This window comes from Xanthomonas sp. NCPPB 1132 (genome assembly GCF_056629235.1).
In genome coordinates this window covers 3,032,474-3,059,002 of record NZ_CM152819.1, presented here as the reverse complement: position 1 = coordinate 3,059,002, position 26,529 = coordinate 3,032,474, and the positions used below count along the sequence as shown (strand labels likewise).

At 70.8% G+C, this 26,529-nt stretch carries 27 protein-coding genes and 1 tRNA gene; 9 read left to right on the top strand and 19 right to left on the bottom strand.

From position 1 onward, the window contains the following. Positions 1-80 precede the first annotated feature (80 nt). The 3 genes from AC1G9L_RS13045 (at position 81) to AC1G9L_RS13035 (ending at position 1,623) form a co-directional block, all read left to right on the top strand. On the top strand, positions 81-443 hold the full coding sequence (locus AC1G9L_RS13045) for a nuclear transport factor 2 family protein (protein WP_481069266.1): 363 nt from the start codon (positions 81-83) through the stop codon (positions 441-443). Next, the gene (locus tag AC1G9L_RS13040; RefSeq protein ID WP_019800398.1) at positions 440-1,240 is read left to right on the top strand and encodes an alpha/beta fold hydrolase; all 801 of its coding nucleotides are present in this window, start codon (positions 440-442) and stop codon (positions 1,238-1,240) included. Before AC1G9L_RS13045 ends, AC1G9L_RS13040 begins: the two co-directional genes overlap by 4 nt. Positions 1,241-1,308: 68 nt before the next feature. Then, entirely contained in the window at positions 1,309-1,623 is a 315-nt protein-coding gene (locus AC1G9L_RS13035) for an antibiotic biosynthesis monooxygenase (protein WP_019800399.1), read from the top strand. A 135-nt stretch (positions 1,624-1,758) separates the two neighbouring features. Here the strand turns inward: AC1G9L_RS13035 and AC1G9L_RS13030 are convergent, their stop codons facing one another. From AC1G9L_RS13030 to AC1G9L_RS13020, 3 genes are all read right to left on the bottom strand, one after another. Beyond that, positions 1,759-2,775 carry a DUF2268 domain-containing putative Zn-dependent protease gene (locus tag AC1G9L_RS13030; RefSeq protein WP_481069265.1) on the bottom strand — a complete coding sequence of 339 codons (1,017 nt, stop codon included), beginning with the start codon at positions 2,773-2,775 and terminating at the stop codon, positions 1,759-1,761. A 226-nt stretch (positions 2,776-3,001) separates the two neighbouring features. After that, positions 3,002-4,123 (bottom strand): 4Fe-4S dicluster domain-containing protein, encoded by a 1,122-nt coding sequence (locus tag AC1G9L_RS13025; RefSeq protein ID WP_481069264.1) that lies wholly within the window; start codon positions 4,121-4,123, stop codon positions 3,002-3,004. 11 nt (positions 4,124-4,134) lie between these two features. After that, complete coding sequence (locus AC1G9L_RS13020) at positions 4,135-4,440, bottom strand: hypothetical protein (RefSeq protein WP_019800681.1); 306 nt, start codon at positions 4,438-4,440, stop codon at positions 4,135-4,137. 226 nt (positions 4,441-4,666) lie between these two features. Here AC1G9L_RS13020 and AC1G9L_RS13015 point away from each other — a divergent pair, with 226 nt between their 5' ends. Then, complete coding sequence (locus tag AC1G9L_RS13015; RefSeq protein WP_481069263.1) at positions 4,667-5,110, top strand: group III truncated hemoglobin; 444 nt, start codon at positions 4,667-4,669, stop codon at positions 5,108-5,110. A 44-nt stretch (positions 5,111-5,154) separates the two neighbouring features. Further along, positions 5,155-6,561 carry an oxygen-independent coproporphyrinogen III oxidase gene (gene hemN, locus AC1G9L_RS13010; RefSeq protein WP_481069262.1) on the top strand — a complete coding sequence of 469 codons (1,407 nt, stop codon included), beginning with the start codon at positions 5,155-5,157 and terminating at the stop codon, positions 6,559-6,561. A gap of 181 nt (positions 6,562-6,742) precedes the next feature. Here hemN and AC1G9L_RS13005 read toward each other — a convergent pair whose 3' ends face one another. Beyond that, positions 6,743-6,979, bottom strand: coding sequence for a hypothetical protein (locus AC1G9L_RS13005; protein WP_019800678.1), 237 nt, complete (start codon positions 6,977-6,979; stop codon positions 6,743-6,745). A 298-nt stretch (positions 6,980-7,277) separates the two neighbouring features. Continuing rightward, positions 7,278-7,364, bottom strand: a tRNA-Leu gene (locus AC1G9L_RS13000). Between the two features lie 197 nt (positions 7,365-7,561). On the opposite strand from AC1G9L_RS13000, the gene AC1G9L_RS12995 reads away from it, so the two are divergent. Both AC1G9L_RS12995 and AC1G9L_RS12990 read left to right on the top strand, forming a co-directional pair. Further along, complete coding sequence (locus tag AC1G9L_RS12995; protein ID WP_481069261.1) at positions 7,562-8,254, top strand: MtnX-like HAD-IB family phosphatase; 693 nt, start codon at positions 7,562-7,564, stop codon at positions 8,252-8,254. 122 nt (positions 8,255-8,376) lie between these two features. After that, positions 8,377-9,732: an aspartate aminotransferase family protein gene (locus AC1G9L_RS12990; protein ID WP_199774659.1), complete on the top strand. Its 1,356-nt coding sequence runs from the start codon at positions 8,377-8,379 to the stop codon at positions 9,730-9,732. A gap of 65 nt (positions 9,733-9,797) precedes the next feature. On the opposite strand, the gene AC1G9L_RS12985 is transcribed toward AC1G9L_RS12990, so the two are convergent. Both AC1G9L_RS12985 and AC1G9L_RS12980 read right to left on the bottom strand, forming a co-directional pair. Beyond that, a complete protein-coding gene (locus AC1G9L_RS12985) occupies positions 9,798-11,036 on the bottom strand; it encodes a beta-ketoacyl-[acyl-carrier-protein] synthase family protein (RefSeq protein WP_481069260.1) in 1,239 nt (412 codons plus the stop codon). A gap of 6 nt (positions 11,037-11,042) precedes the next feature. After that, entirely contained in the window at positions 11,043-11,318 is a 276-nt protein-coding gene (locus AC1G9L_RS12980) for an acyl carrier protein (protein ID WP_010342598.1), read from the bottom strand. Positions 11,319-11,430: 112 nt separating this feature from the next. Here AC1G9L_RS12980 and AC1G9L_RS12975 point away from each other — a divergent pair, with 112 nt between their 5' ends. Continuing rightward, positions 11,431-12,498, top strand: coding sequence for a GNAT family N-acetyltransferase (locus tag AC1G9L_RS12975; RefSeq protein WP_481069259.1), 1,068 nt, complete (start codon positions 11,431-11,433; stop codon positions 12,496-12,498). Position 12,499: 1 nt separating this feature from the next. After that, a complete protein-coding gene (locus AC1G9L_RS12970; protein ID WP_019802118.1) occupies positions 12,500-13,378 on the top strand; it encodes an arginase family protein in 879 nt (292 codons plus the stop codon). A gap of 148 nt (positions 13,379-13,526) precedes the next feature. Here the strand turns inward: AC1G9L_RS12970 and AC1G9L_RS12965 are convergent, their stop codons facing one another. From AC1G9L_RS12965 to AC1G9L_RS12910, 12 genes are all read right to left on the bottom strand, one after another. After that, on the bottom strand, positions 13,527-14,780 hold the full coding sequence (locus AC1G9L_RS12965) for a DegT/DnrJ/EryC1/StrS family aminotransferase (RefSeq protein ID WP_481069258.1): 1,254 nt from the start codon (positions 14,778-14,780) through the stop codon (positions 13,527-13,529). Further along, entirely contained in the window at positions 14,770-15,168 is a 399-nt protein-coding gene (locus AC1G9L_RS12960) for a DMT family transporter (RefSeq protein WP_019802414.1), read from the bottom strand. The genes AC1G9L_RS12965 and AC1G9L_RS12960 overlap by 11 nt, the downstream gene beginning before the upstream one ends. After that, complete coding sequence (locus tag AC1G9L_RS12955; protein ID WP_019802413.1) at positions 15,165-15,527, bottom strand: EamA family transporter; 363 nt, start codon at positions 15,525-15,527, stop codon at positions 15,165-15,167. The genes AC1G9L_RS12960 and AC1G9L_RS12955 overlap by 4 nt, the downstream gene beginning before the upstream one ends. Next, on the bottom strand, positions 15,527-16,354 hold the full coding sequence (locus tag AC1G9L_RS12950; RefSeq protein ID WP_481069257.1) for an alpha/beta hydrolase: 828 nt from the start codon (positions 16,352-16,354) through the stop codon (positions 15,527-15,529). Before AC1G9L_RS12950 ends, AC1G9L_RS12955 begins: the two co-directional genes overlap by 1 nt. A gap of 92 nt (positions 16,355-16,446) precedes the next feature. Next, entirely contained in the window at positions 16,447-17,346 is a 900-nt protein-coding gene (locus AC1G9L_RS12945; protein ID WP_481069256.1) for an HlyD family secretion protein, read from the bottom strand. Beyond that, the gene (locus AC1G9L_RS12940; RefSeq protein WP_010342590.1) at positions 17,343-18,107 is read right to left on the bottom strand and encodes an ABC transporter ATP-binding protein; all 765 of its coding nucleotides are present in this window, start codon (positions 18,105-18,107) and stop codon (positions 17,343-17,345) included. The genes AC1G9L_RS12945 and AC1G9L_RS12940 overlap by 4 nt, the downstream gene beginning before the upstream one ends. Further along, entirely contained in the window at positions 18,104-19,237 is a 1,134-nt protein-coding gene (locus AC1G9L_RS12935; RefSeq protein ID WP_010342589.1) for an ABC transporter permease, read from the bottom strand. The genes AC1G9L_RS12940 and AC1G9L_RS12935 overlap by 4 nt, the downstream gene beginning before the upstream one ends. Then, positions 19,237-20,667, bottom strand: a complete 1,431-nt coding sequence (locus AC1G9L_RS12930) for an efflux transporter outer membrane subunit (RefSeq protein ID WP_481069255.1) — start codon at positions 20,665-20,667, stop codon at positions 19,237-19,239. Before AC1G9L_RS12930 ends, AC1G9L_RS12935 begins: the two co-directional genes overlap by 1 nt. Further along, entirely contained in the window at positions 20,664-22,085 is a 1,422-nt protein-coding gene (locus tag AC1G9L_RS12925) for a sensor histidine kinase (protein WP_481069254.1), read from the bottom strand. Before AC1G9L_RS12925 ends, AC1G9L_RS12930 begins: the two co-directional genes overlap by 4 nt. Further along, positions 22,082-22,789, bottom strand: coding sequence for a response regulator (locus AC1G9L_RS12920; RefSeq protein WP_019802458.1), 708 nt, complete (start codon positions 22,787-22,789; stop codon positions 22,082-22,084). The genes AC1G9L_RS12925 and AC1G9L_RS12920 overlap by 4 nt, the downstream gene beginning before the upstream one ends. A 596-nt stretch (positions 22,790-23,385) precedes the next feature. Continuing rightward, positions 23,386-24,654 carry a carbohydrate porin gene (locus AC1G9L_RS12915; protein WP_019802456.1) on the bottom strand — a complete coding sequence of 423 codons (1,269 nt, stop codon included), beginning with the start codon at positions 24,652-24,654 and terminating at the stop codon, positions 23,386-23,388. A 92-nt stretch (positions 24,655-24,746) separates the two neighbouring features. Beyond that, the gene (locus AC1G9L_RS12910) at positions 24,747-26,477 is read right to left on the bottom strand and encodes a PTS fructose transporter subunit IIC (protein ID WP_481069253.1); all 1,731 of its coding nucleotides are present in this window, start codon (positions 26,475-26,477) and stop codon (positions 24,747-24,749) included. Positions 26,478-26,529: the final 52 nt, after the last annotated feature.

Here is a 26,529-nt window from a genome sequence, read left to right as displayed (position 1 = left end):
GTGGGGCCATTACCTGTGAGGTAATCGCATCGTCGGATCGGTATCGGCATGCTCGGCCCATCAACGACGAGGAGATGGCGATGAACGACCCGGACACGCTGGCACGTGCCTATCTTGCGCTATGGAATGATGCGGATGCGGCCTCGCGCGACCGGCGCTTGTCCGATGGCTGGACCCCCGATGCCTGCTACGCCGACCCGATGATGACCGGCGCAGGCCATGACGGCATCGCCGCGATGATCGCGGCCGCCCGCGCACAGGTTCCCGGCCACCGATTCGCGCTGCGCGGCGCGCCCGATGCGCATGGCGCCTTCGTGCGCTTCTCCTGGACGCTGTCGCCCGAACAAGGCGCGCCGATCGCCGCCGGCACCGATATCGCCCGACTCGCAGCGGACGGGCGCATCGCCGAAGTCATCGGCTTTCTCGGCAAGGACAGCGCATGACGCCGGCCTTCATCCCGCGTGGCGATGGTCATGCGCTGTTCGTGCGCGACTGGGGCGAGGGCCCGCCTGTGGTTTTGCTGGCGGGCTGGGCGATGGACGGCCGGCTCTGGGGCGATACCATGCTCCATCTCAACGCCGCCGGCCTGCGCACCATCGCGTACGACCGCAATGGCCACGGAAGATCGACCGACCGTGCCGACTACGGCTACGACGCGCTCGCCGACGACCTGGCCGCCGTGCTGGAGACGCTCGACCTGGAGGGCGTCACGCTGGTGGCGCACTCGGGGGCGGGCGGCGAGGCGATCCGCTATCTCGCGCGCCACGGTCGTAGACGGATCGCGCGATTGATCCTTGTTGGGGCGACCGGTCCGCGGGTCGTCGGCAACAGCGGGATCACCCCGGCGATGGTGGATGCATTGTGCGCGCAGCTCGCCTTCGACCTGTCGGGCTGGATCGACGCCAATATCGCGCCCTTCGCGCCAGGGGCATCGGACCGCGTCAACGCGTGGATGGCCGCCATGGTGCTGGACTGCTCGCGCCGCGCCGTGGTCGCGTTCCAGCGCACCATCGCGCTGAGCGATCTCTCGGCGGAGGCCGCCGCGCTCACGTTGCCGGTCACCCTCCTGCATGGCGATCGCGACGTGTCCGCGCCGCTCGATGCCAGTGGCCGTGTCTATGCCGCGATCATCCCGGGCGCCGAACTGATCGTCTACGAAGGCGTGGCGCACGGCGTGATGGTGACGCATGCGGCGCGGCTTGCCGGCGATATCGTGCGGCGGATGAGGTGCTGCGCATGAGCTGCGGGCGAGGGCGAACGCGACGGCGCCGATCGTATTGCCGAAGTGCAGATAGCGGAGACGCTGGCATGAGTGCGAGGACACCTCCTGAAACGTACGTCATCACCTTCCACGTCAAGCTGGATCAGGTCGACCGCTTTCGCAGGCTGCTCGACCCGGTGCTCGACGCGATGCGTCACGAGCAGACCTTCGTGCGTGCGGTGCTGCACGTCGATCCCGAGCGACCGAATGTCTTCCAGCTGCACGAAACCTGGACCGACCGCGAAGATGTCCTCAACGTGCAACTGCATCGGTCGTACCGGCGGGAGTGGCACGCCGCGTTGGACGACCTGCTGCTTGCGCCGAGGCAGATCGCCATCTGGACGGTATTGCGCGCCGATTGAGGCCGGCCGCGAATGATGGCGTGCGGTTGGAGGAGGCTGGACGCGGCTTCGCGCGAGCATCGTGGTGGCGACGACCGCGAACCTGGCCGAGGTCGCGCAGACCGGTGCGCGGTTGCGTGCAAGGACATCGGCGCCTCAGCGTCCATCGCCTGGCGCACCGTTTGTCTGCTGGCGCTTCGTCGCGGAGCCGGCCGAAGGCGCTGCGCAGGTGACCGCTGCGTCCGTCATCAGTTTCGCGAGCGCAGCCCGGGCGATCGGGCGCGCGGCCTTGTTGTCCAGGCGCGAAAGTCGGGCGACGTCCAGGCCCGTCGCCTGCGCAAGCCGCAGACCCAGGTAGTAGCCGAAACGATCCGGCAGCCCATCCGGGGGATGACCGCCCATCTGCAGGGCGCTGGAGGTCGCCGCGCTGTCGGCGTCGTCGAAATGTGCAGCGATGAAGCACAGGGCCACCGACCAGCGGCGATCGGTCGCTGCGCGAATGGGTGCGGGGATGTCGAGCAGCAATTGATGATCCGTCGCCTGCGGCACCAGTGTGGCGGTCGCGTCGACGGCCAATGCTTCCTGCCACAGCGTGCACCAGAGCTGGTCGCAATCGGCGAAGTAGCGGGCGTGTTGCAGATGGAAGAGCTCGTGGATCAGGAACGGTTCGAGCGAATCGTCGGCGTGGTACTTCGCGATCAGGTCGGCGCCGAAGAGCATCACGTGCCGATGGCCCGGTTGCAGGTAGTCCGAACCGCCATCGCGCTGCCCAAGCGAGTGATAGAGGTAGATCGGCAGCGGTGACGCGAAGCCGGGAAATACACGCTCGAATCGCACGATCGCGCCGCTCAGGGCGGCCGGGAAATCGGCGATGGCGCGGTCGTAGTCCTCGTGATCGGCGGAAAGCTGATGCAAAGCGGCGTCGATCCGCTTGTCTGTGCCGGCACCTTCTGGATAGAGCCCGGGCAGCATCGCATCGATACGCGACCGGACCGCCGCGTTCCGTGCATCGTCCGGTTGTCCCGCCGTCTCGAGCGCGGCCTGTTCGAACGGCGTGGCGAGATCGACATAGTGGGTCGCTGGCGCCGCGCTCGCCGAATGAGCGATGGTCGAGAGACCGATGGTGAGGCAGATGCAGGTCAACAGCCTGCGCCCATTCCTGGCGTGTCCCATGGTCGCTCCTGGCGGATCCGGCGGAGGGGACGTCCCGCTTCGCGGGACATGCGTCGCGCCCATCGCGTCCGCATACGCGGGCGAGGGGCGATCGCGGCTTCAAGCGTAGCGCGGTTGCGCTTCGCCACCTGAGCGCTTCCTGTTTTGCACGCGTGGGTTCGCATGGCCCAGGGGCGCCGATGCCCGTTCGATGTTGCAGGAACGGCTGGCGCCGGCCTGGATCGGCTTACGCCGCCAGCCACCACCACGCGATCAGCGCGATCGACAGCGCGGCGACGCCGCCCAGCAGCCGCGGCCGCCGCCACCAGCGCCGCGGCTGGCGGTCGATGGCATTGGCGCCGGCCCGGCGCAGCAGGCCACGGGCGAACCCATGGCGGTCCATGCTGCGATCGCAGGCGTCGATGCAGGCACCGCAGGCGGTGCAGGCGTAGTGCGCACCGTTGCGCGGGTCGATGCCGGCCGGGCAGGCCTGCACGCAGGCGTCGCAGGCCACGCAGTCGCCGAGCTGCTCGGCGCTGAACTTGGGCAGGGTGCCGGCATACGCAGCCAGTGCCTCGCCGCGGCTGCCGCCTTGGCCGGCGAGCTGGGCGATGCTGGCGCGCCAGGCATAGTCGCGGGCGGTGACGGGATCGAGCAGGCGCCGCCCGCGCTGGGCGATGCTGCCATGGCCGCAGGCGCGGGCGCCACGCTGTTCGCCGCGCATCGCGTCGTAGCCGATCAGCGGCGTGTCGCGGTCGCTCAGCAGCGGCTGCAGGCGCGCGTACGGGCATAGGTAGCGGCAGACCTGGCTACGCAGGAAGCCGGCATTGCCCCAGGTGGCCAGCGCGTAGAACAGCACCCAGAACGTCTCCCAGCCGCTCCAGGCGAATGGATGCAGGCGTGCGACCAGGTCGGCGACCGGCACGAAATAGCCGACGAAGCTGACCCCGGTCCACAGCGCCACGCTCGCCCACACCACATGGCGCGCCGCGGCGGGCCAGTCGGCGAAGCGGCCCTCGATCCAGGCGAATGCATGGCTCCACACCGTCTGCGGACAAGCGACGCCGCACCACAGGCGCCCGGCGACGGTGGTGAGCACCGCCAGGGCCGCCGCGGCAGTTCCCAGCGCCAGCAGCAGCCAGCCGACATCGTGCGGCCACAGGGTCCAGCCGAACAGATCGAAGCGCCGCGCCGGCAGGTCCAGCAGCAGCGCCTGGCGACCGTGCCAGCGCAGCCACGGCAGTACGTAGAAACCGGCAAACAGCAGCCAAAGCGCGATGCGGCGCACCTGCGTATAGCGTTTTGGCGGCGCAGGACCGGTGGCAGTGACGGGCGCAGTGACCATGTGCAGGGGAATGGGACGCGGCATCTGCAGTCCGCTCAGGACAGCGGCGCGTCGTCGCCATGCGGCGCCGGACGCAACAGGAAGCCGGTCAGCAGGCTCGAGGCCAGCGTCGCCAGCCAGAACATGAAGAAGCCCACCGTGTAGCCCAGTTCGCGGCTCAACTGACGGCCGGGAAAGGTGATGTCGCGCAGCGCCAGCGGATCGACCAGGGCGAAGAACAGCACGCTCATGGCGCCGGCGACCAGGAAGCTCGGCCACAGGATCACCCCCAACCGCTGCACCAGCGGGCGCGGCGCGTCGGGATCGAGCGGGTCGAGCAGCGGATCGTCGGCTGAGGGCATGACGGTGGTTCCATCGCGAAAGGGAGATGCGGCATGCGCCAAGGCAGCGGCGCCACACGTCGCCGCGCCTGCCAGCCGCCTGGCCGCCGATCCCCCGTCGACACCGGCGTCGGCGCATGCCGCAGTCGCAGACTAGGCAGCGCGGGCAGGGCGGGCATTGATCCTGATCAAGGCCGCCGCTGCCACCGCGTGGAGACTGGGCAGGTCGAACGAGGTGGAGCGGGCCATGCAGGACGAGATCGAAGGCATGCCCTTGCCGGGGCCGGACCTATGCAGCGAAGCGGAGGTGCAGGCGCTGGTGGAGGTGTTCTACCGCCGCGTGCGCGCCGATGCGGATCTGTCTACGGTGTTCGCCGCGCACATCGAGGACTGGGACGCGCACCAGCAGCAGCTGTGCGATTTCTGGTCGGCGATGCTGCGCGGCACGCGGCGCTTCCGTGGTGCGCCGATGCCGCGGCACATGGCCATGCGCGAACTCAGCGCCCTGCTGTTCCAGCGCTGGCTGGGCCTGTTCCGCGCCACGACCGCCGAGCTGGCCAACCAGCCAATGCGCCTGCTGGCCGACGACATCGCACAGCGCATCGCCGAAACCTTCTGGCGCCGCCACCAGATGAGCTGGCGCCCGTTCGAGCCGGTGTCGCCGCTGCCGTCGGCCGCGTGTGCGGATTGATCCAGGTCAAGGCGGCCGCGCCGCGCGCCGCGCATGCTCGGTCCATGGACATCCTCACCGCGCCCGACCCCTCCGCCGCCTGGACCTTCGACGCCGACCTGCTGCGCCGCTACGACCGCCCCGGCCCGCGCTACACCTCGTACCCGACCGCGCCGCATTTCCAGACCGGCTTCGGCCCGGCGCAATTGTTCGCCGCGGTCCAGGCCAGCGATCCGCGGCGGCCGCTGTCGCTCTACGTGCACGTCCCGTTCTGCCGCAGCCCCTGTTTCTACTGCGGCTGCCACCGGGTCATCACCCGCGATCCGCAGCGCGGCCGCGCCTACGTGCAGCGGCTGCTGCGCGAGGCGGCGATGATGGCCGCGTGTTTCGACGGCGAGCGCGAGGTGGTGCAACTGCACCTGGGCGGCGGGACCCCCAACTTCCTCGCGCCGGAGCTGCTCGGCGAACTGGTGCAGGGCCTGCGCGGCCTGTTCCGCTTCAGCCAGGCGCCGGACCGCGACATGTCGATCGAACTGGACCCGCGTACGGTGACCCCGCAGGACATTGCCACCCTCGCCGAGCTGGGCTTCAACCGCGCCAGCCTGGGCATCCAGGATTTCGACCCGCTGGTGCAGCAGGCGATCAACCGTCGCCAGGGCGTGCACGAGACCCTGGACATCCTGCGCGCCTGCCGAACGCATGGCATGCGCTCGGTCAACGTGGACCTGATCTACGGCCTGCCGCGGCAGACCCCGGCCGGGTTCGAGCAAACCCTGGAGACGGTGATCGCGGCGCGACCGGACCGCCTGGCGGTCTACGGCTACGCGCACATGCCGCAGTTGTTCAAGGCGCAGCGGCGCATCGTCGACGCCGATCTGCCGGATGCCGAGCAGAAGCTGGCGCTGCTCGGCCTGGCGGTCAGCCGGCTCTCTGCAGCGGGCTATCAGTACATCGGCATGGACCACTTCGCGCTGCCGCAGGAAGACCTGGCGCGCGCGCAGCGGCAGGGCAGCCTGCACCGCAACTTCATGGGCTACACCACCCACGCCGACACCGACCTGCTGGGCCTGGGCGTCAGCGCGATCAGCCGCATCGGCGCCAGCTACAGCCAGAATCAGCGCGACCTGCCGGCCTGGGAAGCGGCGGTGGACGCCGGCGACAGCCCGGTGCTGCGCGGCCTGCAACTCAGCACCGACGACGCCCTGCGCGCCGAGCTGATCCAGCAGCTGATGTGCCAGGGGCGGGTGGACGTGGCGGCGGTGGCGCGGCGCCACGGCATCGACGTCGCCAGCTATTTCCGCGAGGAACTGCGCGCGCTGGCGCCGCTGTGCGCGGACGGCCTGGCCGACTACCGCGACGGCGTGGTCCAGGCCACTGCCCGCGGCCGCCCGCTGCTGCGCCTGATCGCCATGTGCTTCGACCGCTACCTGCGCCAGCCCGACCAGCCGGCGCGCTATTCGCGCGCGATCTGAGCGCCGCGCGCCACGTTTGCCGTTGGCATCCCCGGTGCCGCCGTGGCGGCGGTGCCGGGGACGTTTCGACGGCGGTGCCGCTGGAGCGACATTGGCATCCCCGCCATTTGCTGGAGGACCGGTGGACTTGTCTTGAGCATTCAAGCTGATCGGCGTCTCCGAGAGCGCCGGGCGATGGCTTTCAATCTCTACCCAAAGACCATTCGATGAGGAGGTCGTCGGGATCGATATTCTTTTCTCTGAGCGCAGCGATGATGATGGACTCAAGGCTGTCACGATCCGGTGCGCCATCCACTTCGTCGAGGATCCTCTTGCCCAACTGTTCCTTCTGGTCTTTGGAAAGCGGGCCACTCCACGTGTCACTGATATATTGGGCGAACGCACGCGCGCGCTTTTCTCTCTGGTACGTCTCGTTCACTCGCTTCTCCCTAAGCAGCCGGCGCGGCTGGTGTCGCAAGGTTTAGCACGGTGCCGTCCTGTGAGACGCGGTGACTGTGCCTTGCGTTCCGACAGTTTGCAGGACATCCCACAAATCGGATGAATTTTTCGGGCGCTTCTGCTCGCTAAGGCAGAGGGGCGAAGCCGCGCTTGGCGCTTCAGTGAACAGCCTAGGTGTGGAACATCCCCTGCGCGAGGCGCCTCCGGAACGATCAGCAAGCGCTAAGGCGACAGAGATGGCTGCCCTGGCCTGTGTGGCGTGTCGGTCTGCCACTAGCTGGTGCCCGGAGCCGGAATCGAACCGGCATGGGGTCGCCCCCGGCGGATTTTAAGTCCGATGCGTCTACCAGTTTCGCCATCCGGGCCTGGTGCAGGTAGGTTGCCCGATCGCGGTCGAATTGGGAACCGTGTAGCGCATCCCAGCGTTGGGCGGTCAACAGGTCAGGGGGATGCATGAGCACCTACCACGCCCAATGTGAACGCTCCGCTTTCTTTCACTTCTCCGAAAGGAGTGCGAAAGACAGCGTGCCTAGGCTCTGCCCCCATCAGCCGGAGAGCCACCTTGCGCGCCCAATGGAACATCCTTTGCGATTTTGACGGTACCGTGTCCCTGCAGGACGTGACCGACCGCCTGCTCGAGCACCTCGGGCGCCCCGGTTGGCAGGAACTGGAGGACGACTGGGTCGCCGGTCGGATCGGCGCCCGCGAGTGCATGAGCAAGCAGGTCGCGCTGCTCGACGGCGACGTCGATGCGCTGCACCGGGTGCTCGATGGCGTGCGGATCGATCCGGCCTTCGTGCGCTTCGTCGCGCTGGCCGAGCGCCTGGGCATCCCGCTGAGCATCGTCAGCGACGGCCTGGACTACGGCATCGCCCGCATCCTCGCCCGCCACGGCCTGCACCATCTCCCGATTATCGCCAACCGCCTGCTGCGCACCGATGCCGGCGAATGGCGCATGGCCTCGCCGCATGCGCGCCCGGACTGCCCCAGCGGCACCTGCAAGTGCGCGGTCATGGCGCAACAGCCGCCCGAGCGCGCCACCTTGCTGATCGGCGACGGCCGCTCCGATTTCTGCCTGGCCGGCAAGGCCGACCTGGTGTTCGCCAAGGACGGTCTGCTGCGCCATTGCCGCGCCAACGGGATCGCCCATTGCGCGATCACCGGTTTCGACGACGCCATCGCCCTGCTGCCCGACCTGGCGGTGCCGGCGACCACCACCGTGTCCTTCCCGCTTCCCGTCACCCAACGAGCCTGATCCCGATGAACCGGAATGTTTCGCTTTCCTCGCTCGCACCGCTGCATGGCGATGCCGCGCCCGATCCGGAGGCGCTGCTGCGCACCGGTGCCGACCACCAGCGCGCGCTGAGCGATGCGCAGATGCTGGCCGACGAGGCCCAGTACTGCTCCTACGGCGACACCGTGCACTACAGCGAGCCGCCGCGCATCTTCGGCCGCTGCGACGGCAGCTACCTGTACGACACCGAGGAAGTGCCGTACCTGGACCTGCAGATGTGGTACTCGGCGGTCAACTTCGGCTATGCCAATCCGCGCCTGAACCAGGCGCTGACCCGCCAGATCGAGACCCTGCCGCAGGTCGCCAGCCAGTACCTGCACCCGACCAAGATCGAGCTGGCCAAGACCATCGCGGTCGACGCCGAGCGCAAGTGGGGCCGCAAGGGCCGCGTGCACTTCAACGTCGGCGGCGCGCAGTCGGTGGAAGACTCGCTGAAGCTGGTGCGCAACGCCAGCGCCGGCAAGAGCCTGGTGTTCGCCTTCGAAGGCGGCTACCACGGCCGTACCCTCGGTGCCTCGGCGATCACCTCGTCGTACCGCTACCGCCGTCGCTTCGGTCATTTCGACCGCGCCCAGTTCATCGAATTCCCGTACCACTTCCGCGGCCCCAAGGGCATGTCCAAGGAAGAGTACGGCGAGCAGTGCGTGGCCAAGTTCGAGCGCCTGTTCGAGACCGAGTACAACGGCGTGTGGGATCCCAAGGCCGGGCAGTGCGAGTATGCGGCGTTCTACGTCGAGCCGATCCAGGGCACCGGCGGCTACGTGATTCCGCCGCCGAACTTCTTCACCGGCCTGAAGCGGGTGCTGGACAAGTACGGCATCCTGATGGTGGTGGACGAGATCCAGATGGGCTTCTTCCGCACCGGCAAGCTGTGGGCGATCGAGCATTTCGGCGTGACCCCGGACGTGCTGGTGTTCGGCAAGGCGCTGACCAACGGCCTCAATCCGCTGGCCGGCATCTGGGCGCGCGAGGAGCTGATCAACCCGACCGTGTTCCCGCCGGGCTCGACCCACTCCACGTTCGCTTCCAACCCGCTGGGCACCGCGGTCGGCCTTGAGACCATGCGCATGCTGGCCGAGACCGACTACGAGTCGATGGTCATGGCCAAGGGCGCGCACTTCCTGGACGGCCTGCGCGACCTGCAGAAGCGTCACCCGGAAATCGGCGACGTCGACGGCCTGGGCCTGGCCCTGCGTGCGGAAATCTGCCAGGCGGACGGCTTCACGCCGAACCGCAAGCTGCTCGACACCATGGTCGACATGGGCCTGGAAGGCGAACTGCGCCACAACGGCAAGCGCATCGGCCTGATCCTGGACGTGGGCGGCTACTACAAGAACGTCATCACGCTGGCGCCGTCGCTGCACATCAGCCACGAAGAGATCGACCTGGGCCTGTCCTTGCTGGACCAGTTGCTGACCCGCGCCAAGCAGGTCGCATGAGCCGGGCGGGAGACGACGCGCGCGGTTCGCGTTGCCTCCCGCCGTTGTCTGCGGCGGCGGGCGTTTCAGCCCGCCGCGCGCAGCGCGATCACCGCATTGAGTCCGCCGAAGGCGAAGGAATTGCTCAGCACCGCCTGCACCTGGCGGGCGCGCGCCTGGTTGGGCACGTAGTCCAGGTCGCATTCGGGATCGGCATCGAGGAAGTTGGCCGTGGGCGGCACCACCTGCTCGCGCAGCGCGCCGATCGCCGCCACCAGTTCCAGCGCGCCGGCCGCGCCGAGCGCATGGCCGTGCACCGCCTTGGTCGAGCTGACCGCCAGCGCCTCGGCGTGCGTACCGAACACCTGCCGCAGCGCCTGGGTTTCGCAGCGGTCGTTGGCCTGCGTGCCGGTGCCGTGGGCATTGATGTAATCGATCTGCTCAGGGGCCAGGCCGGCATCCTGCAGCGCCAGGCGCATCGCCGTGGCGGCGCCGTCGATGCTCGGCGCGACGATGTCGCCGGCATCGGAACTCATGCCGAATCCCGCCAGTTCCGCCAGCGGCAACGCGCCGCGGGCGGCGGCGTGCTCGGCGCTTTCCAGCACGAACATCCCGGCGCCTTCGCCCAGCACCAGGCCGCTGCGCTGCGCGCAGAACGGCCGGCAGGTGTCGTCGCTGACCACCCGCATCGCTTCCCAGGCGCGGATCAGCGCCAGGCTCAGGCAGGCTTCGCTGCCGCCGGCGATGGCCACGTCGGCCAGGCCATGGCGGACCATCAGCGCGGCCTGGGCGAAGGCGTGGTTGGCCGAGGCGCAGGCGCTGGACACGGCGAAGGCCGGGCCGCGCAGGCCGAAGGCGATGCTGATCTGGCTGGCCGGGGCGTTGGCCATGCTGCGCACGATGGTCAGCGGATGCAGGCGCTCGGCCTGGTCGCGGTACAGCCGGCGCGATTGTTCGTCGCGGCTGAGTTCGGCGCCGACGCCGGTGCCGACCACCACCGCGCAGCGCGCGCCGAGCGCGGCATCGCCGTGCGGCAGGCCGGCCTGGGCGATCGCCTCGCGGGCGGCGACCAGCGCCATCTGGGTCATGCGGTCGAGCTGGCCGGGGGCGATGCCGCCGGTCTGCGTGGCGTCGGGCGCGAACCCCGGCAGGGTCGCGGCCTTGCGCATCTTCAACGTGCTGAGCGGATCGGGCGAGGGCAGGGCGGCGATGCCGCTGCGGCCCTCGCGCATCGCGCTCCACAGGGCTTCGGCGCCCAGGCCGAGCGCGCTGACCGCGCCCATGCCGGTGATGACGACGCGCCGCGCGTGCGGAGAGGCGCCCATGGCGCGTCAGTGCGCCGGTTGCGCCGCGCCGGCCGCCGCCTTGGCCGCCAGCGCGTCCTCGACCGCCTGCACCAGCTTGCCGAGCGAACCGTCGTCCAGGTTCGGGTCGCGCTGCGGGAAGGTGATGTCGAAGTGTTCTTCGATGTCGAACAGGATTTCGATGGCCTCGAGCGAATCCACGCCCAGGTCCTGCAGCTTGGCATCGGGGGTCAGGCGCGCCGGGTCGATTTCGCCATGCTTGGCGACGATGCTGTGGATTTGCGACTCGATGGACGGGGTCATGGCAGTGCTCCGCGAAATGAAGGGCCACCGCGCGGCGCCCGCCGCCGGTGGATCGCACGCTGCGGCCTGGGCCGCAGCATCCATTCTCCACGCTAGACGATCAATCTTGCAGATGCCTTTCGTCAACCAACTCGAGCCGCAGGCCTTGCAGCGGCAGTTCCTGCAGCACCCGCCAGCCGGTTTCCTGATCCAGCCCCTGGAGCACGGGGTACCGGCCTTCGAGGCCGATTTCGACCTGCTCACCACCGCCGAACCCGCGCTGCGCGCGAAGGTGGCGCGGCTGCCGCTGCAGCGGCTGTGGCAGCGCCTGTTGCGGCCGCGCACCAGTTTCGTCGGCAGCACCGTCAGCGAATACGCCTGGCTGCCGCGCGCGGCCGACCCGGCGCAGTTGCCGCGGCAGTGGCGTACGCAACTGGGCCGGCGCCGCGCGCTGATGATCGTCAAGGACGTGCCGCAGCGCTCGCCGCTGCTGGACGACGCCGACAACGCCTGGGCGCAGGCCTTCCTGGACGCCTGCGAGCGCAACGGCTACGTGCTGCTGCGCGGGCAGGCGCTGGCCTGGGTGCCGATCGACTTCGCTTCCACCGACGAGTATTTGGCGCGGCTCTCGCGCGGGCGCCGGCGCAACATCCGCCGCAAGCTGCGCTCGCGCGCCGACCTGCAGATCGAGGTGCTGCCGACCGGCCCGGCCTTCGCCGATCCGGCGCTGCGCGCGCACTGCTATGCGCTGTACCAGGAGGTGTATGCGCAGAGCGAGATCCATTTCGACCTGCTCACCGCGACGTTCTTCGACGCGCTACTGACCGACGCCGACTCGGGTGGGCAGGTATTCGTGTATCGGCACCAGGACCGCATCATCGGCTGGAACCTGTGCTACGTGCACGAAGGCCGGCTGCTGGACAAGTACATCGGCCTGCATTACCCGGACGCGCGCGACCACAACCTGTACGCGCTGAGCTGGATCGAGAATCTCGACTACGCCTGCCGCCACGGCCTGACTGCCTATGTCGCCGGCTGGACCGATCCGGAAGTGAAGGCCCAGCTCGGTGCCAGCTTCACCTACACCTGGCATGCGGTGTACCTGCGCAATCCGCTGCTGCGCGCGGCGCTGCGCCGATTGCGGCCGCTGTTCGAATCCGACGACGTCGGGCCGGCCGCCGATGCCGCCGAGGAGGACTGAGATGCGCACTCCGGTTCTGCTCGATCTCGATGATTCGCTGGGCGCCGTACCCGATGCCGTGCGCCTGCCGCTGCGCGACTGGTGCGACGGCCTGCGCTTCGCCTGCTCGATGGCGCGGCTGCGCCGCTTCGGCGAGGCGCTGGAGCAGGCGCTGCCGGCGCGGTACGGCACCGTGCTGCTGGGCAGCGGCGATTTCCATCACCTGAGCCTGCCGTTGATCGTGCGCCTGGCGCAGCGCGCGCAGGCGCCGTTGCGGGTGGTGGTGTTCGACAACCATCCGGACAACATGCGCTTCCCGTTCGGCGTGCACTGCGGCTCGTGGGTGCGCCGCATCGCCGCGCTGCCGCAGGTGGCGCAGGTCGAGGTGGCCGGCATCACCTCCGGCGACGTCGGTCCCGGCCATGCCTGGGAAAACCATCTGCTGCCGCTGTATCGCGGCAAGTTGCGCTACTGGTGCAGCGGCGTGGACGTGGGCTGGGCGCGGCGGCTGGGCCTGGGCCAGGCGGTGCGCGGTTTCGACAGCGTGAGCGCGCTCAGCGACGCGTTCGTCGAGCACCTGCGGCGCACGCCGATGCCGACCTATCTGTCGCTGGACAAGGACGTGCTGGATCCGCAGGACGTGCGCACCAACTGGGACCAGGGCCAGCTGCGCGTGCCGCAGTTGCTGCAGGCGATCGAGGCGCTGCGCGGGCAGGTGTGCGGCAGCGACATCACCGGCGAAGTGTCGCTGGCCCATTACCCGCAATGGTGGAAGCGCAAGCTGGCGGCGCTGGATGCGCAACCCGAACCCTCGCCGGCGGACCTGTCGGCGTGGCAGGCGCAGCAGCACGCGTTGAACCTGCGGCTGCTGGCGCCGCTGGACGCGGCCAGTGTCGGTTAGCGCAGCCCCAGTCTGTAGGAGCGGCTTCAGCCGCGAGAGGCGTTACCGGTAATGCCTCTCGCGGCTGAAGCCGCGCCTACAGGATGCTTCCGGTCATTACGAGCGGCACATTTTCACCGCGACGCTGGCGAAGCCGCACGTCGCCCGGTCAGGCGCTCGGCGCGGCGGCGTGCACCAGGTCGAGGTCCAGCGGCGCCGGCCCGACCGCGCCGGCGCAGGCCGCCTGCAGCGTGGCGACGATGGTCTCGAAGCGCGCCTCGTCCAGCCAGGGGCTGTTGCTGATGCTCAGGCAGCGCGCGGCAAAATCGCTGGCGTTGGGCATCGGCGTGCGCTCGACGATGCCGTCCAGGTAGTCGTAGCCGGGCAGGGCATGCACGAACGGCACCGCCACGCCCAGTCCGCGCGGCCACAGGGTGGTCAGCACCGATTCGCGCGCGGCCGCGTCGGGCAGCAGCACCATCAGGATCGGCCAGCTGCCCTGGGCGCCTGGGGTATCGGCGATCACGGTCAGGCCGGGGATGCCGGCCAGGCGTGCGCTGCGGCGCCGACCCTGCTCGCGGATCTGGGCAAGAAACGCCGGCCAGCGCGCGCTGGCGCGTACGCCCACCGCTTCGCGCCAGGCGCCGACCGCGTGCTGGGCGATGGCCGTGCCGAAGCGGTCGCCGGCCGCACCGACGCGGTCGCCGCGGCGCAGCGCGCGACGGACCGGCGCGCCATACGCCCAGCGCAGCGGCTGCGGCCGGTACAGCGCGGCGTAGCCGAGCAGCTCCAGGCTGCGCCGCAGTTCCCAGCGCCAGTCGCGCTGGCCCAGGCGTGCGGCGGTGTCGGCCAGGCTGCGCTGCAGCGGCGCATGCCGCGACATCAGCAGCCCGCCTTCGTAGAGGGTCAGGCCCTTGCCGGCGGCCAGGCTGCAGAAGCCGATATCGCCGCCCAGGCCGGCCGGGCGGCCGTCCGGGTGCACGCCGCCCAGCGCCTGCGCCGCGTCCTCGATCAGCAGCGCGCCGCAGCCTTCGGCGGCGCGGCGCAGCGGCGCCAGGTCGGTCAGGCGTCCGCCCAGGTGGGTGGCGATGATCGCCAGGGTATCGCTGCCGCAGCGTTGCGCCAGCTGCACCGGGTCCAGTTCCAGCGAGCCAGGCAGCAGATCGCACAGCACCAGTTGCAGGCCGCAGTGCGCCACCGCCAGCGCCACCAGCGGGCAGGTATAGGCCGACACCAGCACCTGCCGGCGCCGGCTGGCCGCGGTCAGGGTGCGCAGCGCCACGATCAGCGCCGCGGTGCCGGAGCAGGTCAGCAGCGCCTGCGGCAGGCCGACCGCGCTGGCCAGGCGGGTGCGCGCACGGCCGGGCCACAGGTCGCGCCACTGCAACGGCAGACCGGCGGTCGGCGGAATCTCAATGCGCATCGGCGGGATCCGCGCGTTCGCCCATCGCCAGGCAGACGATGCCGCCGACGATCAGCGCCGCGCCCAGCGCCTGCAGGACGCCGATGTGTTCGTTGAACCACCAGGCCGACAGCAGCATCACGCTGACCACCTCCAGGTGCGAGGCGGCGAAGGCCGGGCCGATCGGCGCGTGCTCAAGCAACTTCATCCAGGTGAAGAACGCGCCGATGTAGCCGAGCAGCGCGGCGTACAGCCATGGGCTGCCGAGCAGGCGCAGCACCCAGGCCAGTTCGGCCTGCGGCGGGAAGGCGTGGGTGCCGGCCAGCTTGAAGCCGATCTGCGCCAGGGTGTCGAAGCTCAGCAGCAGGGCGAAGCCCACCGCGTAGCGATGCAGCGGCGGCCGGCTCACGAGCCCAACCCCACCACGGCCACGCCGGCGCTGACCAGGCAGATGCCGGCCACCTGCATGCGCCCGAGGCGTTCGCCGAACAGCCAGCGCCCGGCCAGCATGATCGCCACGATGTTGATCGAGCCCAGCAGCACGCCACGGCCCAGCGGCACCAGTGACAGGAACGCGGTCCAGGCGAGGAATTCGAACACGTAGCAGGCCACGCCGGCCCACAAGTACGGCTGCCGGGCCATGTTCTGCCAGCGCGCCATGCCAGTGCCCTGCGGTCGGCTGGCAACATACTTGAAGGCCAACTGGCCGGCGGTGTCGAGTGCCACCGTCGCCAGCCAGATTCCGACCACCGCGCCGCTCATCGCCATCAGGCGGCCGCCTGTTGCGGGGTGGTGAGGGCCGCGAAGAACTGCGCCAGGCGCGCGCCGAGCACGCGCCGTTCGCGGTCCAGGGTGATCATGTGGTAGCTGTCGTGCAGCAACAGCAGTTCCGTCGGCCCGGAGACGTTGGCGATCACCAGCCGCGCGTTGCGCAGGTCGGCGATGTCGTCCTCGGCCGCGTGCGCGACCAGGCACGGCGCGACCACCTTGGGCAGGTTGCGGCGCACGTCGCGCGAGAGCAGGTACATCTCGGCCAGCGCGTGCCACGGATTGCCGGGCAGGCCGGCGGCGCTGCTGTCGCCGCCGAGCATGGCGCTGCTGACCTGGGCGCGGATGCGCTCGTCGCGCAGGCCGTACGGCGGCTCTTCCAGGAACATGCGGCGCTTGCCGATGCCCAGGCGCTTGAACCACGGCAGCAGGAACGCCAGGCGCGCGCGCTTGGGGATGTTCCAGCCGTCGTAGCGGAAGGTGGCGCCGAGCACGCCGACCCCGTCCACCCACTGCGGACGTTCCTGCGCCAGGCGCAGCGCCAGCAGCGCGCCCATCGACAGCCCGGCCACGAACAGCCGGTCGACCTGCGGGCGCATGCGCTCGGCGGCGGCCTCGACGCTGGCGTACCAGTCGCGCCAGCTGGTGGCGAGCAGGTCGTCCTCGTCGCCGCAGTGGCCGGCCAGCTGCACGCCGTGCACGCTGAAGCCTTCGCGGTTCAGGCTCTTGCCGAGCAGGCGCATCTCGCTGGGCGTGCCGGTCAGGCCATGGATCAGCAGCACGCCGTTGCGGCCGCCTTCGAAGTGGAACTCGGCAGATTGGATCATCGGAATGGGCGCGGCTGTGCAGTCTCGGCAATCCGTGCAGGGTCGCCGCCGCGCGTTTCAGCAGCCTTTCGCCGCGGTGGCGGCGTGCAGGCTCAGCGCTTGGCCGCGGCCGGGTTGCGGAAGCGTACCAGCACGCGCTGGCCCAGGCGCAGGCTCGAGGGCTGGGTGAAGGCCAGCACGCAGGCCACGCTACGGTCGTTGCCGGCGGGCGTGGCGTCGTCGTGCAGCTGAGTGGGGCCGTAGGCCGGCGCCAGCCAGCGCACCACCGCCTCGCCGAGCACGGTCTGGCGGCCGTCGTCGCTGATCACCTCGGCGGCCATGCCCGGGGTGACGCTGCCGGCATAGCTTTCGTTCAATTCGGCGCGGACCAGGCGCGGCGCGTCCGGCAGCAGGGTCAGCAGCGGCGCGTTGGCCTCGCTGCGCGCGCCGACCGCGGCCGACAGCTGCAGCACGCGACCGGCCACCGGCGCCTGCAGCCGGTACTGCGCGCGCTGCAATTCGGCCGCGCGCACCTGCGCCTCGGCCAGGGCCGCGTCGCTGCGCGCGGTGTCCAGCGCGTCGACCAGGCTCTGCACCGCGTCGCTGGCGTCGTCGGCGCTCTGCCCGTCGCTGGCGCCAAGACGTGCCGCCTCGGCCAGCCGCCGTTGCTTCTGCTGGGCACTTTGCAGGCGTTGCTGGAGTTGTTTCAGGTGGGTGGCCGCGGCCTGCGCGCGGGTGCGGGCGATGTCCAGGTCGACCGCGGCGCTGCGGTCGTCGCCGGCGATCAGCAAGGCGCCTTTCTGCACCGCGTCGCCCTCGTGCACCGGCACCTCGCGCAGGGTCGCGGCGATCGGCAGGCCGAGCTTGAGCACGCCGCCTTCCACGTCGATGCGGCCGCGCGCCACCGCCAGGTAGGCCGGGGTGGTGGCCGGCGCCGGGGCCGGGGTGCGGTCCGATGGCGCGCATGCGGCCAGCAGCAGGCTCAGCAGGGGCGCGGCGGCGAACGCTTTCATGGTGCGGGATTCCGAGAGGGCAAGGGCGAGGGCGGCGCGTTGACGCGGCGGTCGTCGAGGATGCGGCCGTCCTCCATCGACAGCACGCGGTCGGCGTGGCGGATCAGGCGCGGGTCGTGGCTGACGCACAGCACCATGGTGTTGTGGCGGCGCGCGATGCGGTGCAATAGGTCGATCACGATCTGGCCGTTGCCGGCGTCCAGCGCGCTGGTCGGTTCGTCGGCGAACAGCAGCGCCGGGTGCTTGGCCAGCGCGCGGGCGATCGCCACGCGCTGCTTCTCGCCGCCGGACAGCTCGGCCGGGCGCAGGTGCTGGCGGTGGGCGATGCCGACTTCGGCCAGCGCCTCTTCGGCGCGGCTGCGCACCTCGGCCGGGGCCAGGCCCATGTACTGCAGCGGCAGCCGCACCTGGTCCAGCGCGCACAGCGCCGGGAACAGGTTGAAGCCCTGGAAGATGAAGCCCGTGTGGCGCAGCCGGAACTGCTCCAGCGCGGTGGCGCCGAGTGCGCCCAGTTCCTCGCCCAGCGCCAGCACCTGGCCGGCGTCGGCGCGCTGCAGGCCGCTGAGGATCGACAGCAGGGTGCTCTTGCCGCAGCCGGACGGGCCGGAGATCAGGGTCAGCTCGCCCGGCCACACCTGCAGTTCCACGTCGCGCAGCACCGGCGTGCGCAGGCTGCCGGAGACGAAGCTCTTGCACAGCCCGCTGCCGCGCAGGGTGGCGGCGGCCGGGTGCAGCGCGGCGGCGGCGACGATCCGGCTCATCGCAGCAGCAACGCCGGATCGGCGCGGCGCAGCCCGCGCAGCGCGGCCAGGGCCGAGACCACGGTCAGCAGCATCACCGCGCACACGCACAGGCCCCAGCCGCTGGCGTTGAACGCCACCGGCACGTCGTGCGCGCGGGCCAGCGCGACCAGCGCCGCGCCCAGCGCGCTGGCCCCGATCAGGCCCAGCGCACCGACCCAGGCGGCCTGTTCCAGCACCACCCAGCGCAGGTTGCGCATGCTCACGCCCAGCGCGTTGAGCGTGGCGTACTCGCGCGCGGCGCCGAGCACGGTGCCGAGCAGGGTCTGGCTGGTGATGGCCACGCCGACCAGCAGCACGATGCCGCCCAGGAACAGCACGCCGGAGCCGGCGCCGGTGTCGAACATCCAGAACAGGATGCTGCGCCGGGCGAAATCGTCGGCGCTCCAGGCTTCCACGCGCGGCCGCGTGACCGCGCTGTCGATCGCCTGCGCCACCGCCTGCGGGTCGGCGCCGGGGCGCAGCCTGGCCACCATGTAGGTCGGCCAGTCCGGATGTGCGGTGTCGGTGTTGAGCGCGCGCGCGGTGTCCAGCGAGGCCAGTACGTTGACCCCGCCCAGCGCGCGCAGGCCGCGGCCGACCCCGATCACCCGCACGCGGTGGCCGTTGATGCGCGCGCTGCTGCCGATGTCGACACCGAGCTTGTCCAGTTCCGCGCGGTCCACCACCACGGTGTCCGGTTCGCGCAGCGCCGCGCGCAGCGCCGGGCTGAGCAGGCGCGAGAACATCAGCCCGCCGTCGCGGGTGTCGATGCCGGAGATGTAGACCGACACCGCGCCGGTGTCGCCGGGGCCGCGCCAGTCGCCGTCGAACCAGATGAACGGCTCGACCTGCGCCACCCGCGGGTCCAGGTACAGCGGCGCGGCCGCGTCCGGATCGATGGCGCGGCCCTGGTCCACGCTCTGCGTGCCGGGATAGCCCAGCCACAGGTCGGCGTCGGAGCCGGAGACGTACACGCTGGCGCTGCCGAAGATGCCCAGCACCAGCGCGGTCTGCAGCAGAAGCAACAGGCTGGCGAAGCCCACCGACACCACCACCGGCAGGAAGCGGCGCCACTCGTAGCGCAGGGTCTGGCGGGCCAGCGCGACCATCAGGGCTGCGCGCCTTCGCGCTCGTTGCCGGTACCGGTGCCGGGAATCGGCGTGGTGGCGCTGCCCAGCGCGGTGTGCAGGGCGACGTAGGCCAGGTCGCGCTGGCGCTGCGCTTCCAGCAGCTCCAGCGTCGCCTGGTCGCGCGCGGCCTGCTGCGTGGCCACGTCCAGGTCGCTGCCCAGGCCCAGCCGCCGGCGCTGCTGCGCCGCCTCGGCGACCTGCTGCTGCGCCTGCAACACCTGTTGCTCGGTCTCGACGTTGCGCCGCTGCTGTTCCAGCGCGGTCAGCGCGTCCTCGACCTCGTTGACCGCCGACAGCACGGTCTGCCGGTAGGCCAGGGTGGCCGCTTCCAGCAGGTCGCCGCGCGCCTTGGCCCTGGCCTGGCGGATGCCCCAGTCGAACAGCGGGATGTCGATCACCGGGCCGAACGAGGCGATGCCGTGGGTGGCGGTGCGGCGGTGGCTCAGCAGACTGGTCGACCAGCGGATCGCGCCGCCCAGGCCGATGCTGCCGTAGCGGTCGGCGCGGGCGATGCCCAGCGCGCCGGCGGCGCTGATCACCTCGGCCTCGCGCGCGGCGATGTCCGGGCGCCGCCGCAGCAGGTCGGCCGGCACGCTGTCGACCGCGGCGATCTGCAGTTGTCCCGGCGCGCTGCTGGCCGCGGCCGTGCTCCACGCCGGGTCGGGCGCGTCGCGGCCCAGCAGCACCGCCAGGCGCCGGGCGGCCGCCGCCGCGGCATCGCGCGGCTCGTTCACTGCGGTCTGCGCCTGCAGCACCGCCGCCTGCGCCTGCGCCGCGGTGGCCGGCGCGGCCAGATGCAGGTCGACCAGGGTCTGCTGCAGGCTGGCCTGGCGCTGGCGCGCGTCGGCGATGTCCTGCAGCAGGCGTTCGGCCTGCTGCGCGTGGCGCAGATCGATCCAGTTGTGGGTCACGTCGGAGATCGTCGCCGCGCGGACCTGCGCCAGGTTGGCCTGGGCGCTCTGCAGGTCGCCGCGGGCCACGCGGTTGGTGGCTTCGCCGCGACCGAACAGCGGCAGCTCCCACTCCGAATCGACGCCCACGACCAGGAACGAGGCGCTGGCGTCCGGATCGATCGGGTCCTCGGTGCGCGCACGCAGTTGCGGCCGCAGCGTCGCGTCGGCGACCGCGTCCAGCCGCCGCGCCGCGCGCAGCCGTGCCAGCGCCTGGCCGACCTCCAGATCGTCCTGCAGCGCCTGCGCGACCAGCGCATCGAGCTGCGGATCGTGGAAATCCTGCCACCAGGCGCTGCCCGGCGGGCGCGGCGCGGCCGCCTGCGGCGTCGCGCTGCTCCAGTGCGCGGGCAGCGACGGCTGGCGCAGATCGGGAATGGGCTTGCTGGCGCAGCCGCCCAGCGCGAGCGCGGTGGCCAGCGCCAGTGCGCCGGCGCAGCGAAGACGGTGGCGGCTCATGCCCGCGGCTCCGCGCCGGCCGGCAGGTCCAGTTCCGCGCGCAGGCCGCCCAGCGCCGAGCGCCGGTAGCGCAGCGTCGCGTGGTGGCGGGCAGCGATGTTGGCGACGATGGCCAGGCCCAGGCCGGTGCCGCCTTCGGGCGCGTCCGGCGCGCGGAAGAACCGCTCGCCCAGGCGCGGCAGCAGGGCCTCGTCGATGCCGCTGCCGGCATCGTCCACGGCCAGGCGCACGTACAGCGGATCGCGGCGCAGGCTGACCGTGACCATGCGGCCGGCGGCATGCCGGAAGGCATTGTCCAGCAGGTTGTCGAGCAGTTCGCGCAGCGCATAGGTGTCGGCGGCCACCCAGGCGGGCGCGTCGTCGTCGCCGGCGTCGTAGCCCAGGTCCACGCCGGCGTGCAGCGCGTCGGGGATGCGGTCGGACAGGGCCTGCGGCAGCCATTGCGCCAGGTCCAGCGGCAGCAGCTCGCGGATGCTCTCGCGCGGCGCCTGGGTGCGGGTCAGCGCCAGCAGCTGGGTGGAGGTGCGGGTGGCGCGGTCGGTCAGCTGGCGGATGTGCTGAAGCGCCTGCGCGGTGTCTTCCGGGCGCTGGCTGGCCTGGGCGCGCTGCACGTGCATGCTCAGCCCGGCCAGCGGCGTGCGCAACTGGTGCGCGGCATCGGCCAGGAAGCGTTCCTGCAGCGCCATCATGTGCTTGAGCCGGCCCAGCAGGCCGTCGATGGCCTGGGTCAGCGGCAGGATCTCCACCGGGATGTCCGGGCCGGACACCGGGCTGAGGTCGCGCTGGCTGTCGTCGAGCCGGCGCACCGCCGGCTCCAGCATGCGCAGGCCGACGCGCACGCCATGCCACACCAGCACCAGCAGCGAGCAGGTGAGCAGCAGTTCGGTCGGCAGCATCAGCACCAGGATCTCGCGGGCGCGGCGGTGGCGGTCGTCCAGGGTCTCGGCCACCGACACGGTGAGCCAGTCGCCCGGCTCCAGCGCCGAGGGCAGCAGCAGGCTGGCCACGCGCACCGGCACGCCGTTGTCCATGCGGTCGTCGTACAGCATCACCCGGCCGATCTCGGCCGGATCCGGGTGCTTGGGAATCGGCTGGGTACTACCGCTGATCACCCCGTGGCGGCGGCTGTCGAGCTTGAAGAACACCCGGCCGTCGCTGCTGTACTCCAGCAGTTGCCGCGCCTGCAGGGTCAGCGGCATGCGCTCGCCGGGGTCGTTGACCGCGTTCGCCAGGCCCTGCGTGTCCTCCTTCAGGTCCATGTCATGGACGTGATTGGTGTACTTGAGCATCAACAGGTAGAACAGCGACGACACCATCAGCATCAGCAGCACGGTCGGGATCAGCAGGAACGCCAGCAATCGCTGGCGCAGGCTGGGATGGCGGTAGGCCGGCGCGTGCGCGGCGGTGGTGGCGCTCACTGCGAGGTCTGTGCGTGGTCGGCGGCCGGTGAGGCGGCGTGCGACTCCTCCAGCAGATAGCCCAGGCCGCGGATGGTTCGGATGCCGACGCCGGCGCCATGCAGCTTGCGCCGCAGGCGATGCATGGAGATGTCCAGGCCGTTGTCGGTGATTTCGTGCTGCCAATCGCACAGCGCCTCGGTCAGCTGGCTGCGGCTGACCACGCGCCCGCTGCGCAGCAGCAGGGTTTCCAGCAGCGCGAACTCGCGCGCGGTCAGGTCCAGCGGCTGGTCCTGCAGCCACACCCGGCGTCCGGCCAGGTTGATGCGCAATTGCCCCAGCACCAGCTCCGGCACGCCGCCGCTGCTGCTGCGGCGCAGGAGCGCACGGGTACGGGCAAGGAACTCGGACAGTTCGAAGGGCTTGATCAGGTAGTCGTCGGCGCCCTCGTCGAGCGCGCGGATACGGTCTTCCACCGCGTCACGGGCGGTCACCACCAGCACCGGGATCTCGTCGCGGCGGGCGCGCAGGCGTTGCAGCACCTGCAGCCCATCGCGGCGCGGCAGGCCCAGGTCCAGCACCAGCAATTGATAGCTTTCGCTACCGAGTGCGCGTTCGGCGGCGGCACCGTCGCCGACATGGTCTACCACGTGGCCGCACTCGGCGAGCGAGTCGCGTAATGCAACGGCAATGGACGTATCGTCTTCGGCGACCAGGATGCGCATGACGCGAAATGCTTGCAACGGGGATGTGGGAAAACCGTCGTAATCGACGGCGGCGAAGTCACTACGTTCACATACGTCGATGTAGCTTCGATGGAGTCTGTATCCAGATTCTTCGATGCGGTGATGACGATTGTCATCCATGACATCTTTTGCGCGCTCGCCGGTGCGGACGCCGCCGGGTAGGAAAAATCCTATAGCCGACCGCGGCATCCGCCGATCCTCATGCCCCCGGGGCGGCGGCATCATGCATGCGTCGGCAACGTCACCGCTCCCGCGCCAGGGAGACGGCTCCCACGGAATCGAACGGATCTCGATTCGCCGGCCACGTTTCGCTCCCGCAGGCGCCGACGGATCGGCGCAGCGCCACTGCGATCGGAATCGAAGGGAAGAAAACGCACGAGGCCCCGGCATGCCGGGGCCTCGTGCGTTCAACGTGCCGCTATCGAGCGCGAATCATGTCGGCATCATGCACGGACCGGCGGTCTGCACCGATCCTGTCAGCGCCGCGCCGCACACCACTGTCTGCACGCAGACTTTCAGGCCGCAGCCCGCCCGCCTTTGCCAATCCCCAATCCCGAATCCCGAATCCCGGCCCCTCAGAGCGCCCAGTCCAGCCGCAACCCCGCCACCAGGGCATTGGGCAGGTCGCGGGTACGCGCCGGCTCGTTGAACTGGTCCGGGTGCACGATGTAGTGCAGGTTCGGGGCGATGCGCAGCTGCTGGGTCACCTGGATGCCGTAGCTCAGTTCCATCATGGTCTGGGAGCGGTGCGGGGTGCCGCTGCCGCCGGCCGCGGCGCGGGCCAGGCGCAGGTCTTCCAGGGCGTCGTCGCTGTAGTGCTGCTGGGTGACGACGAAGGCGATGTTGTCCTGCGGGCGGCTGGCGAAGGTGCCGCGCTGGACCAGGCCCAGTTCCAGGAAATGGTCTTCGATCAACTGCCCGGAGGTGCCCTTGAGCACCGAGCCGAACAGCACCAGGCCGCGGTTGCTGTCCGGGTCGGGGCGGGTGACCTGCTGTTCGAAGCGGAAGAACGCGCCTGAGCGGCCGCTGCGGGTGGCGTAGTCCAGCCCGCTCAGCCGCGCCGGATTGCTGTTGCGGTCGTTGAGCGGATCGCGGTAGTCGGAATTGTCCTGCCAGCCGCCGAGCTCGTACATCGCCGGCAGGCGCGCGCCGCTGGCCTGGGTGCTGTAGCCGATCGCGTACGGCACGATCACCCCGGTGCTGTCGTTGGTGCTCCAGTTCAGGCCGTGCTGGCCGCGTTCGGCCTGGATCGGGTTGACCTCGTAGGCGCCGACGTGGACGTAGACGTTCGGGGTCACCCAGGCCTTGGCGTGCGCGGCCCAGCTGGACACCGGCCAGTAGGTGAAGTTGCTGGTGCGGAACACAAAGGTCGGGTTGCCGCAGGCCGAGTTGCCCTGGAAGTAGCCGCACAGCTCCGAGCCCAGGAAGTGGATGTTGGCCACGCTGCGGCCGGCTTCCAGTTCCAGGCGGTCGTTGAACAGCTTCTGGTCGATGGTGAAGTTGGCCAGGCGGGTGCCCTGGCCGCCGTAGATTTCCTGCACCGAGGTGCTGTTGCCGATGTTGCCGTTGGCCAGGTTGGTGCCATGGCGATTGATGCCGTAGACCTTCAGCGTGGCGCCGTTCCAGCCCATCAGCCGTTGCAGGTCCACGTCGGTGCCGAACATCAGCTGCCCGGCGTAGGCGCTGCCCTCATGCTTGCCGCCGTCCAGCGACACGGCGCCTTCGCCGGTGTAGGCGAGCTTGAGCTTGAAGGCGTCGCTGGCGTCCTGGGCGTGGGCCAGCGGTGCGGCGAGCGCCAGCGCCAGGGTGGCCAGGGGCAGGGACGAGACGAGGGGACGGGACATGGCGGAACTCCTCAGCAGGGAAAGGCCGGCGCGCCGCCAGCGGCGACGGGGGGAGGGGCATCGCATGGCGACGCGCCGGCGCATGGACGGGATCAGGCGAGAACCGGCTTCTTCAGCACCCGCAGCGCCACCGCGGTGACCACGGTGCCGGCGAGCAGCGCCACCAGGTACATGCCCAGGTGGCTGACCGCATTGGGGATCGGCAGCACGAACACACCGCCGTGCGGCACCTTCAGTTCGGCGCCGGCGGCCATCGAGATGGCGCCGGCCAGCGCCGAGCCGAGCATCAGCGCGGGGATGGTGCGCAGCGGATCGCGTGCGGCGTAGGGGATCGCGCCTTCGGTGACGAAGGCCAGGCCGAGCACGCCGGTGGCGGCGCTGCTGCCGCGCTCGTCCTGGGTGAAACGGCTGCGGAACACCCAGGTGGCCAGGGCGATGCCCAGCGGCGGGGTCATGCCGGCGACCATGGCTGCGGCCATCGGCGTGTACACCTGGCTGGCGATCAGGCCGGTGGAGAAGGCATAGGCGGCCTTGTTGACCGGCCCGCCCATGTCGAAGGCCATCATCGCGCCCAGCAGCAGGCCCAGCAGCACCGCGCTGCTGCCCTGCATGCCACGCAACCACTCGGTGAGCCAGGCCAGCAGTTCGGCCACCGGCTGGCCGACCACGTAGAGCATGGCCAGGCCGACCAGCAGGGTGCCCAGCACCGGCAGGATCAGCACCGGCTTCAGGCCCTCGAGCGTGCGCGGCAGCTTGATCGCCCGGTTCAGCGCGGCCACGCCGTAGCCGGCGATGAACCCGGCCAGGATGCCGCCGATGAAGCCGGCGCCGAGGTTGGCCGCGACCATGCCGCCGATCATGCCGGGGGCGATGCCGGGGCGGTCGGCGATGGAGTAGGCGATGTAGCCGGCCAGGGCGGGCACGATCAGGGTGAAGCCGGCCTTGGCGCCGATCTGGAACAGCGACCAGGCCAGGGTGCCCTTGTGCGCGTCGTCGAAGGCGTAGATGCCGCCGAGCGCGAACGCCAGCGCGATCAGCAGGCCGCCGGCGGTGACGAAGGGCAGCATGAACGACACGCCGGTCATCAGGTGCTTGTACGGGCCGGCGGAGCGGCCGCCCTGGGCCTTGGCCGGGGCGCTGCCGCCATTGCCGGCGGCGTGCACGCTGGCCTCGGCCAGGGCCTTGCGGATCAGGCCCGGGCCGTCGTTGATCGCCGGCTTGGTGCCGCTCTTGAACAGGCGCTTGCCGCCGAAGCGGCCCAGGTCGACCTCGCGGTCGGCGGCGATCAGCACCAGGTCGGCGGCGGCGATCTCCTCGGCGCTGAGCGCGTCCTGCGCGCCGACCGAGCCCTGGGTTTCCACCCGGATCTGGTGGCCCAGCAGCTTGGCCGCCTGCTGCAGGCCTTCGGCGGCCATGAAGGTGTGGGCGATGCCGGTGGGACAGGAGGTGATGGCGACGATGCGCTTGCCGGCGCCCTCGGTATTGTCGGCCGCGGCCGGCACGGCGGCGGCGTCGGACGTCGCGGCGGCCAGCAGCGGCGCCAGCACCGCGCCGGCGTCGGCCAGCACCGCGTCCAGCGCGCTGCGCTGCACGCGGCGGCCGGCGAAGCGGGCGGCATCGACGTCGCCGTCGCCGACCAGCAGCAGCGGCGCGGCGGCGGATGCGGCGGCCAGGTCCAGCGGTGCGATCACGCCCTGCGGCGTACGCACCTCGGCCTGCAGGACGGCGCCCCGCAGCGTGGCGGCATGCCGCAGCGCCTCTGCGGCGAGGACGGCTTCGGTACTGCGATCGCCGGCGGCGATCACCACGAGGATCGGATTCATGCGGGCTCCCGATGAGCGCAAGAGGGCGCGGCGCACAGCAGCGACGCGACGG

Bases quoted from the DNA above. Each gene is read 5' to 3' on its own strand.
- AC1G9L_RS13045 (WP_481069266.1), top strand. From the start codon at position 81: ATGAACGACCCGGACACGCTGGCACGTGCCTATCTTGCGCTATGGAAT.
- AC1G9L_RS13040 (WP_019800398.1), top strand. From the start codon at position 440: ATGACGCCGGCCTTCATCCCGCGTGGCGATGGTCATGCGCTGTTCGTG.
- AC1G9L_RS13035 (WP_019800399.1), top strand. From the start codon at position 1,309: ATGAGTGCGAGGACACCTCCTGAAACGTACGTCATCACCTTCCACGTC.
- AC1G9L_RS13030 (WP_481069265.1), bottom strand. From the start codon at position 2,775: ATGGGACACGCCAGGAATGGGCGCAGGCTGTTGACCTGCATCTGCCTC.
- AC1G9L_RS13025 (WP_481069264.1), bottom strand. From the start codon at position 4,123: ATGCCGCGTCCCATTCCCCTGCACATGGTCACTGCGCCCGTCACTGCC.
- AC1G9L_RS13020 (WP_019800681.1), bottom strand. From the start codon at position 4,440: ATGCCCTCAGCCGACGATCCGCTGCTCGACCCGCTCGATCCCGACGCG.
- AC1G9L_RS13015 (WP_481069263.1), top strand. From the start codon at position 4,667: ATGCAGGACGAGATCGAAGGCATGCCCTTGCCGGGGCCGGACCTATGC.
- hemN (WP_481069262.1), top strand. From the start codon at position 5,155: ATGGACATCCTCACCGCGCCCGACCCCTCCGCCGCCTGGACCTTCGAC.
- AC1G9L_RS12990 (WP_199774659.1), top strand. From the start codon at position 8,377: ATGCTGGCCGACGAGGCCCAGTACTGCTCCTACGGCGACACCGTGCAC.
- AC1G9L_RS12985 (WP_481069260.1), bottom strand. From the start codon at position 11,036: ATGGGCGCCTCTCCGCACGCGCGGCGCGTCGTCATCACCGGCATGGGC.
- AC1G9L_RS12980 (WP_010342598.1), bottom strand. From the start codon at position 11,318: ATGACCCCGTCCATCGAGTCGCAAATCCACAGCATCGTCGCCAAGCAT.
- AC1G9L_RS12975 (WP_481069259.1), top strand. From the start codon at position 11,431: ATGCCTTTCGTCAACCAACTCGAGCCGCAGGCCTTGCAGCGGCAGTTC.
- AC1G9L_RS12970 (WP_019802118.1), top strand. From the start codon at position 12,500: ATGCGCACTCCGGTTCTGCTCGATCTCGATGATTCGCTGGGCGCCGTA.
- AC1G9L_RS12965 (WP_481069258.1), bottom strand. From the start codon at position 14,780: ATGCGCATTGAGATTCCGCCGACCGCCGGTCTGCCGTTGCAGTGGCGC.
- AC1G9L_RS12955 (WP_019802413.1), bottom strand. From the start codon at position 15,527: ATGGCGATGAGCGGCGCGGTGGTCGGAATCTGGCTGGCGACGGTGGCA.
- AC1G9L_RS12950 (WP_481069257.1), bottom strand. From the start codon at position 16,354: ATGATCCAATCTGCCGAGTTCCACTTCGAAGGCGGCCGCAACGGCGTG.
- AC1G9L_RS12945 (WP_481069256.1), bottom strand. From the start codon at position 17,346: ATGAAAGCGTTCGCCGCCGCGCCCCTGCTGAGCCTGCTGCTGGCCGCA.
- AC1G9L_RS12940 (WP_010342590.1), bottom strand. From the start codon at position 18,107: ATGAGCCGGATCGTCGCCGCCGCCGCGCTGCACCCGGCCGCCGCCACC.
- AC1G9L_RS12935 (WP_010342589.1), bottom strand. From the start codon at position 19,237: ATGGTCGCGCTGGCCCGCCAGACCCTGCGCTACGAGTGGCGCCGCTTC.
- AC1G9L_RS12930 (WP_481069255.1), bottom strand. From the start codon at position 20,667: ATGAGCCGCCACCGTCTTCGCTGCGCCGGCGCACTGGCGCTGGCCACC.
- AC1G9L_RS12920 (WP_019802458.1), bottom strand. From the start codon at position 22,789: ATGCGCATCCTGGTCGCCGAAGACGATACGTCCATTGCCGTTGCATTA.
- AC1G9L_RS12915 (WP_019802456.1), bottom strand. From the start codon at position 24,654: ATGTCCCGTCCCCTCGTCTCGTCCCTGCCCCTGGCCACCCTGGCGCTG.
- AC1G9L_RS12910 (WP_481069253.1), bottom strand. From the start codon at position 26,477: ATGAATCCGATCCTCGTGGTGATCGCCGCCGGCGATCGCAGTACCGAA.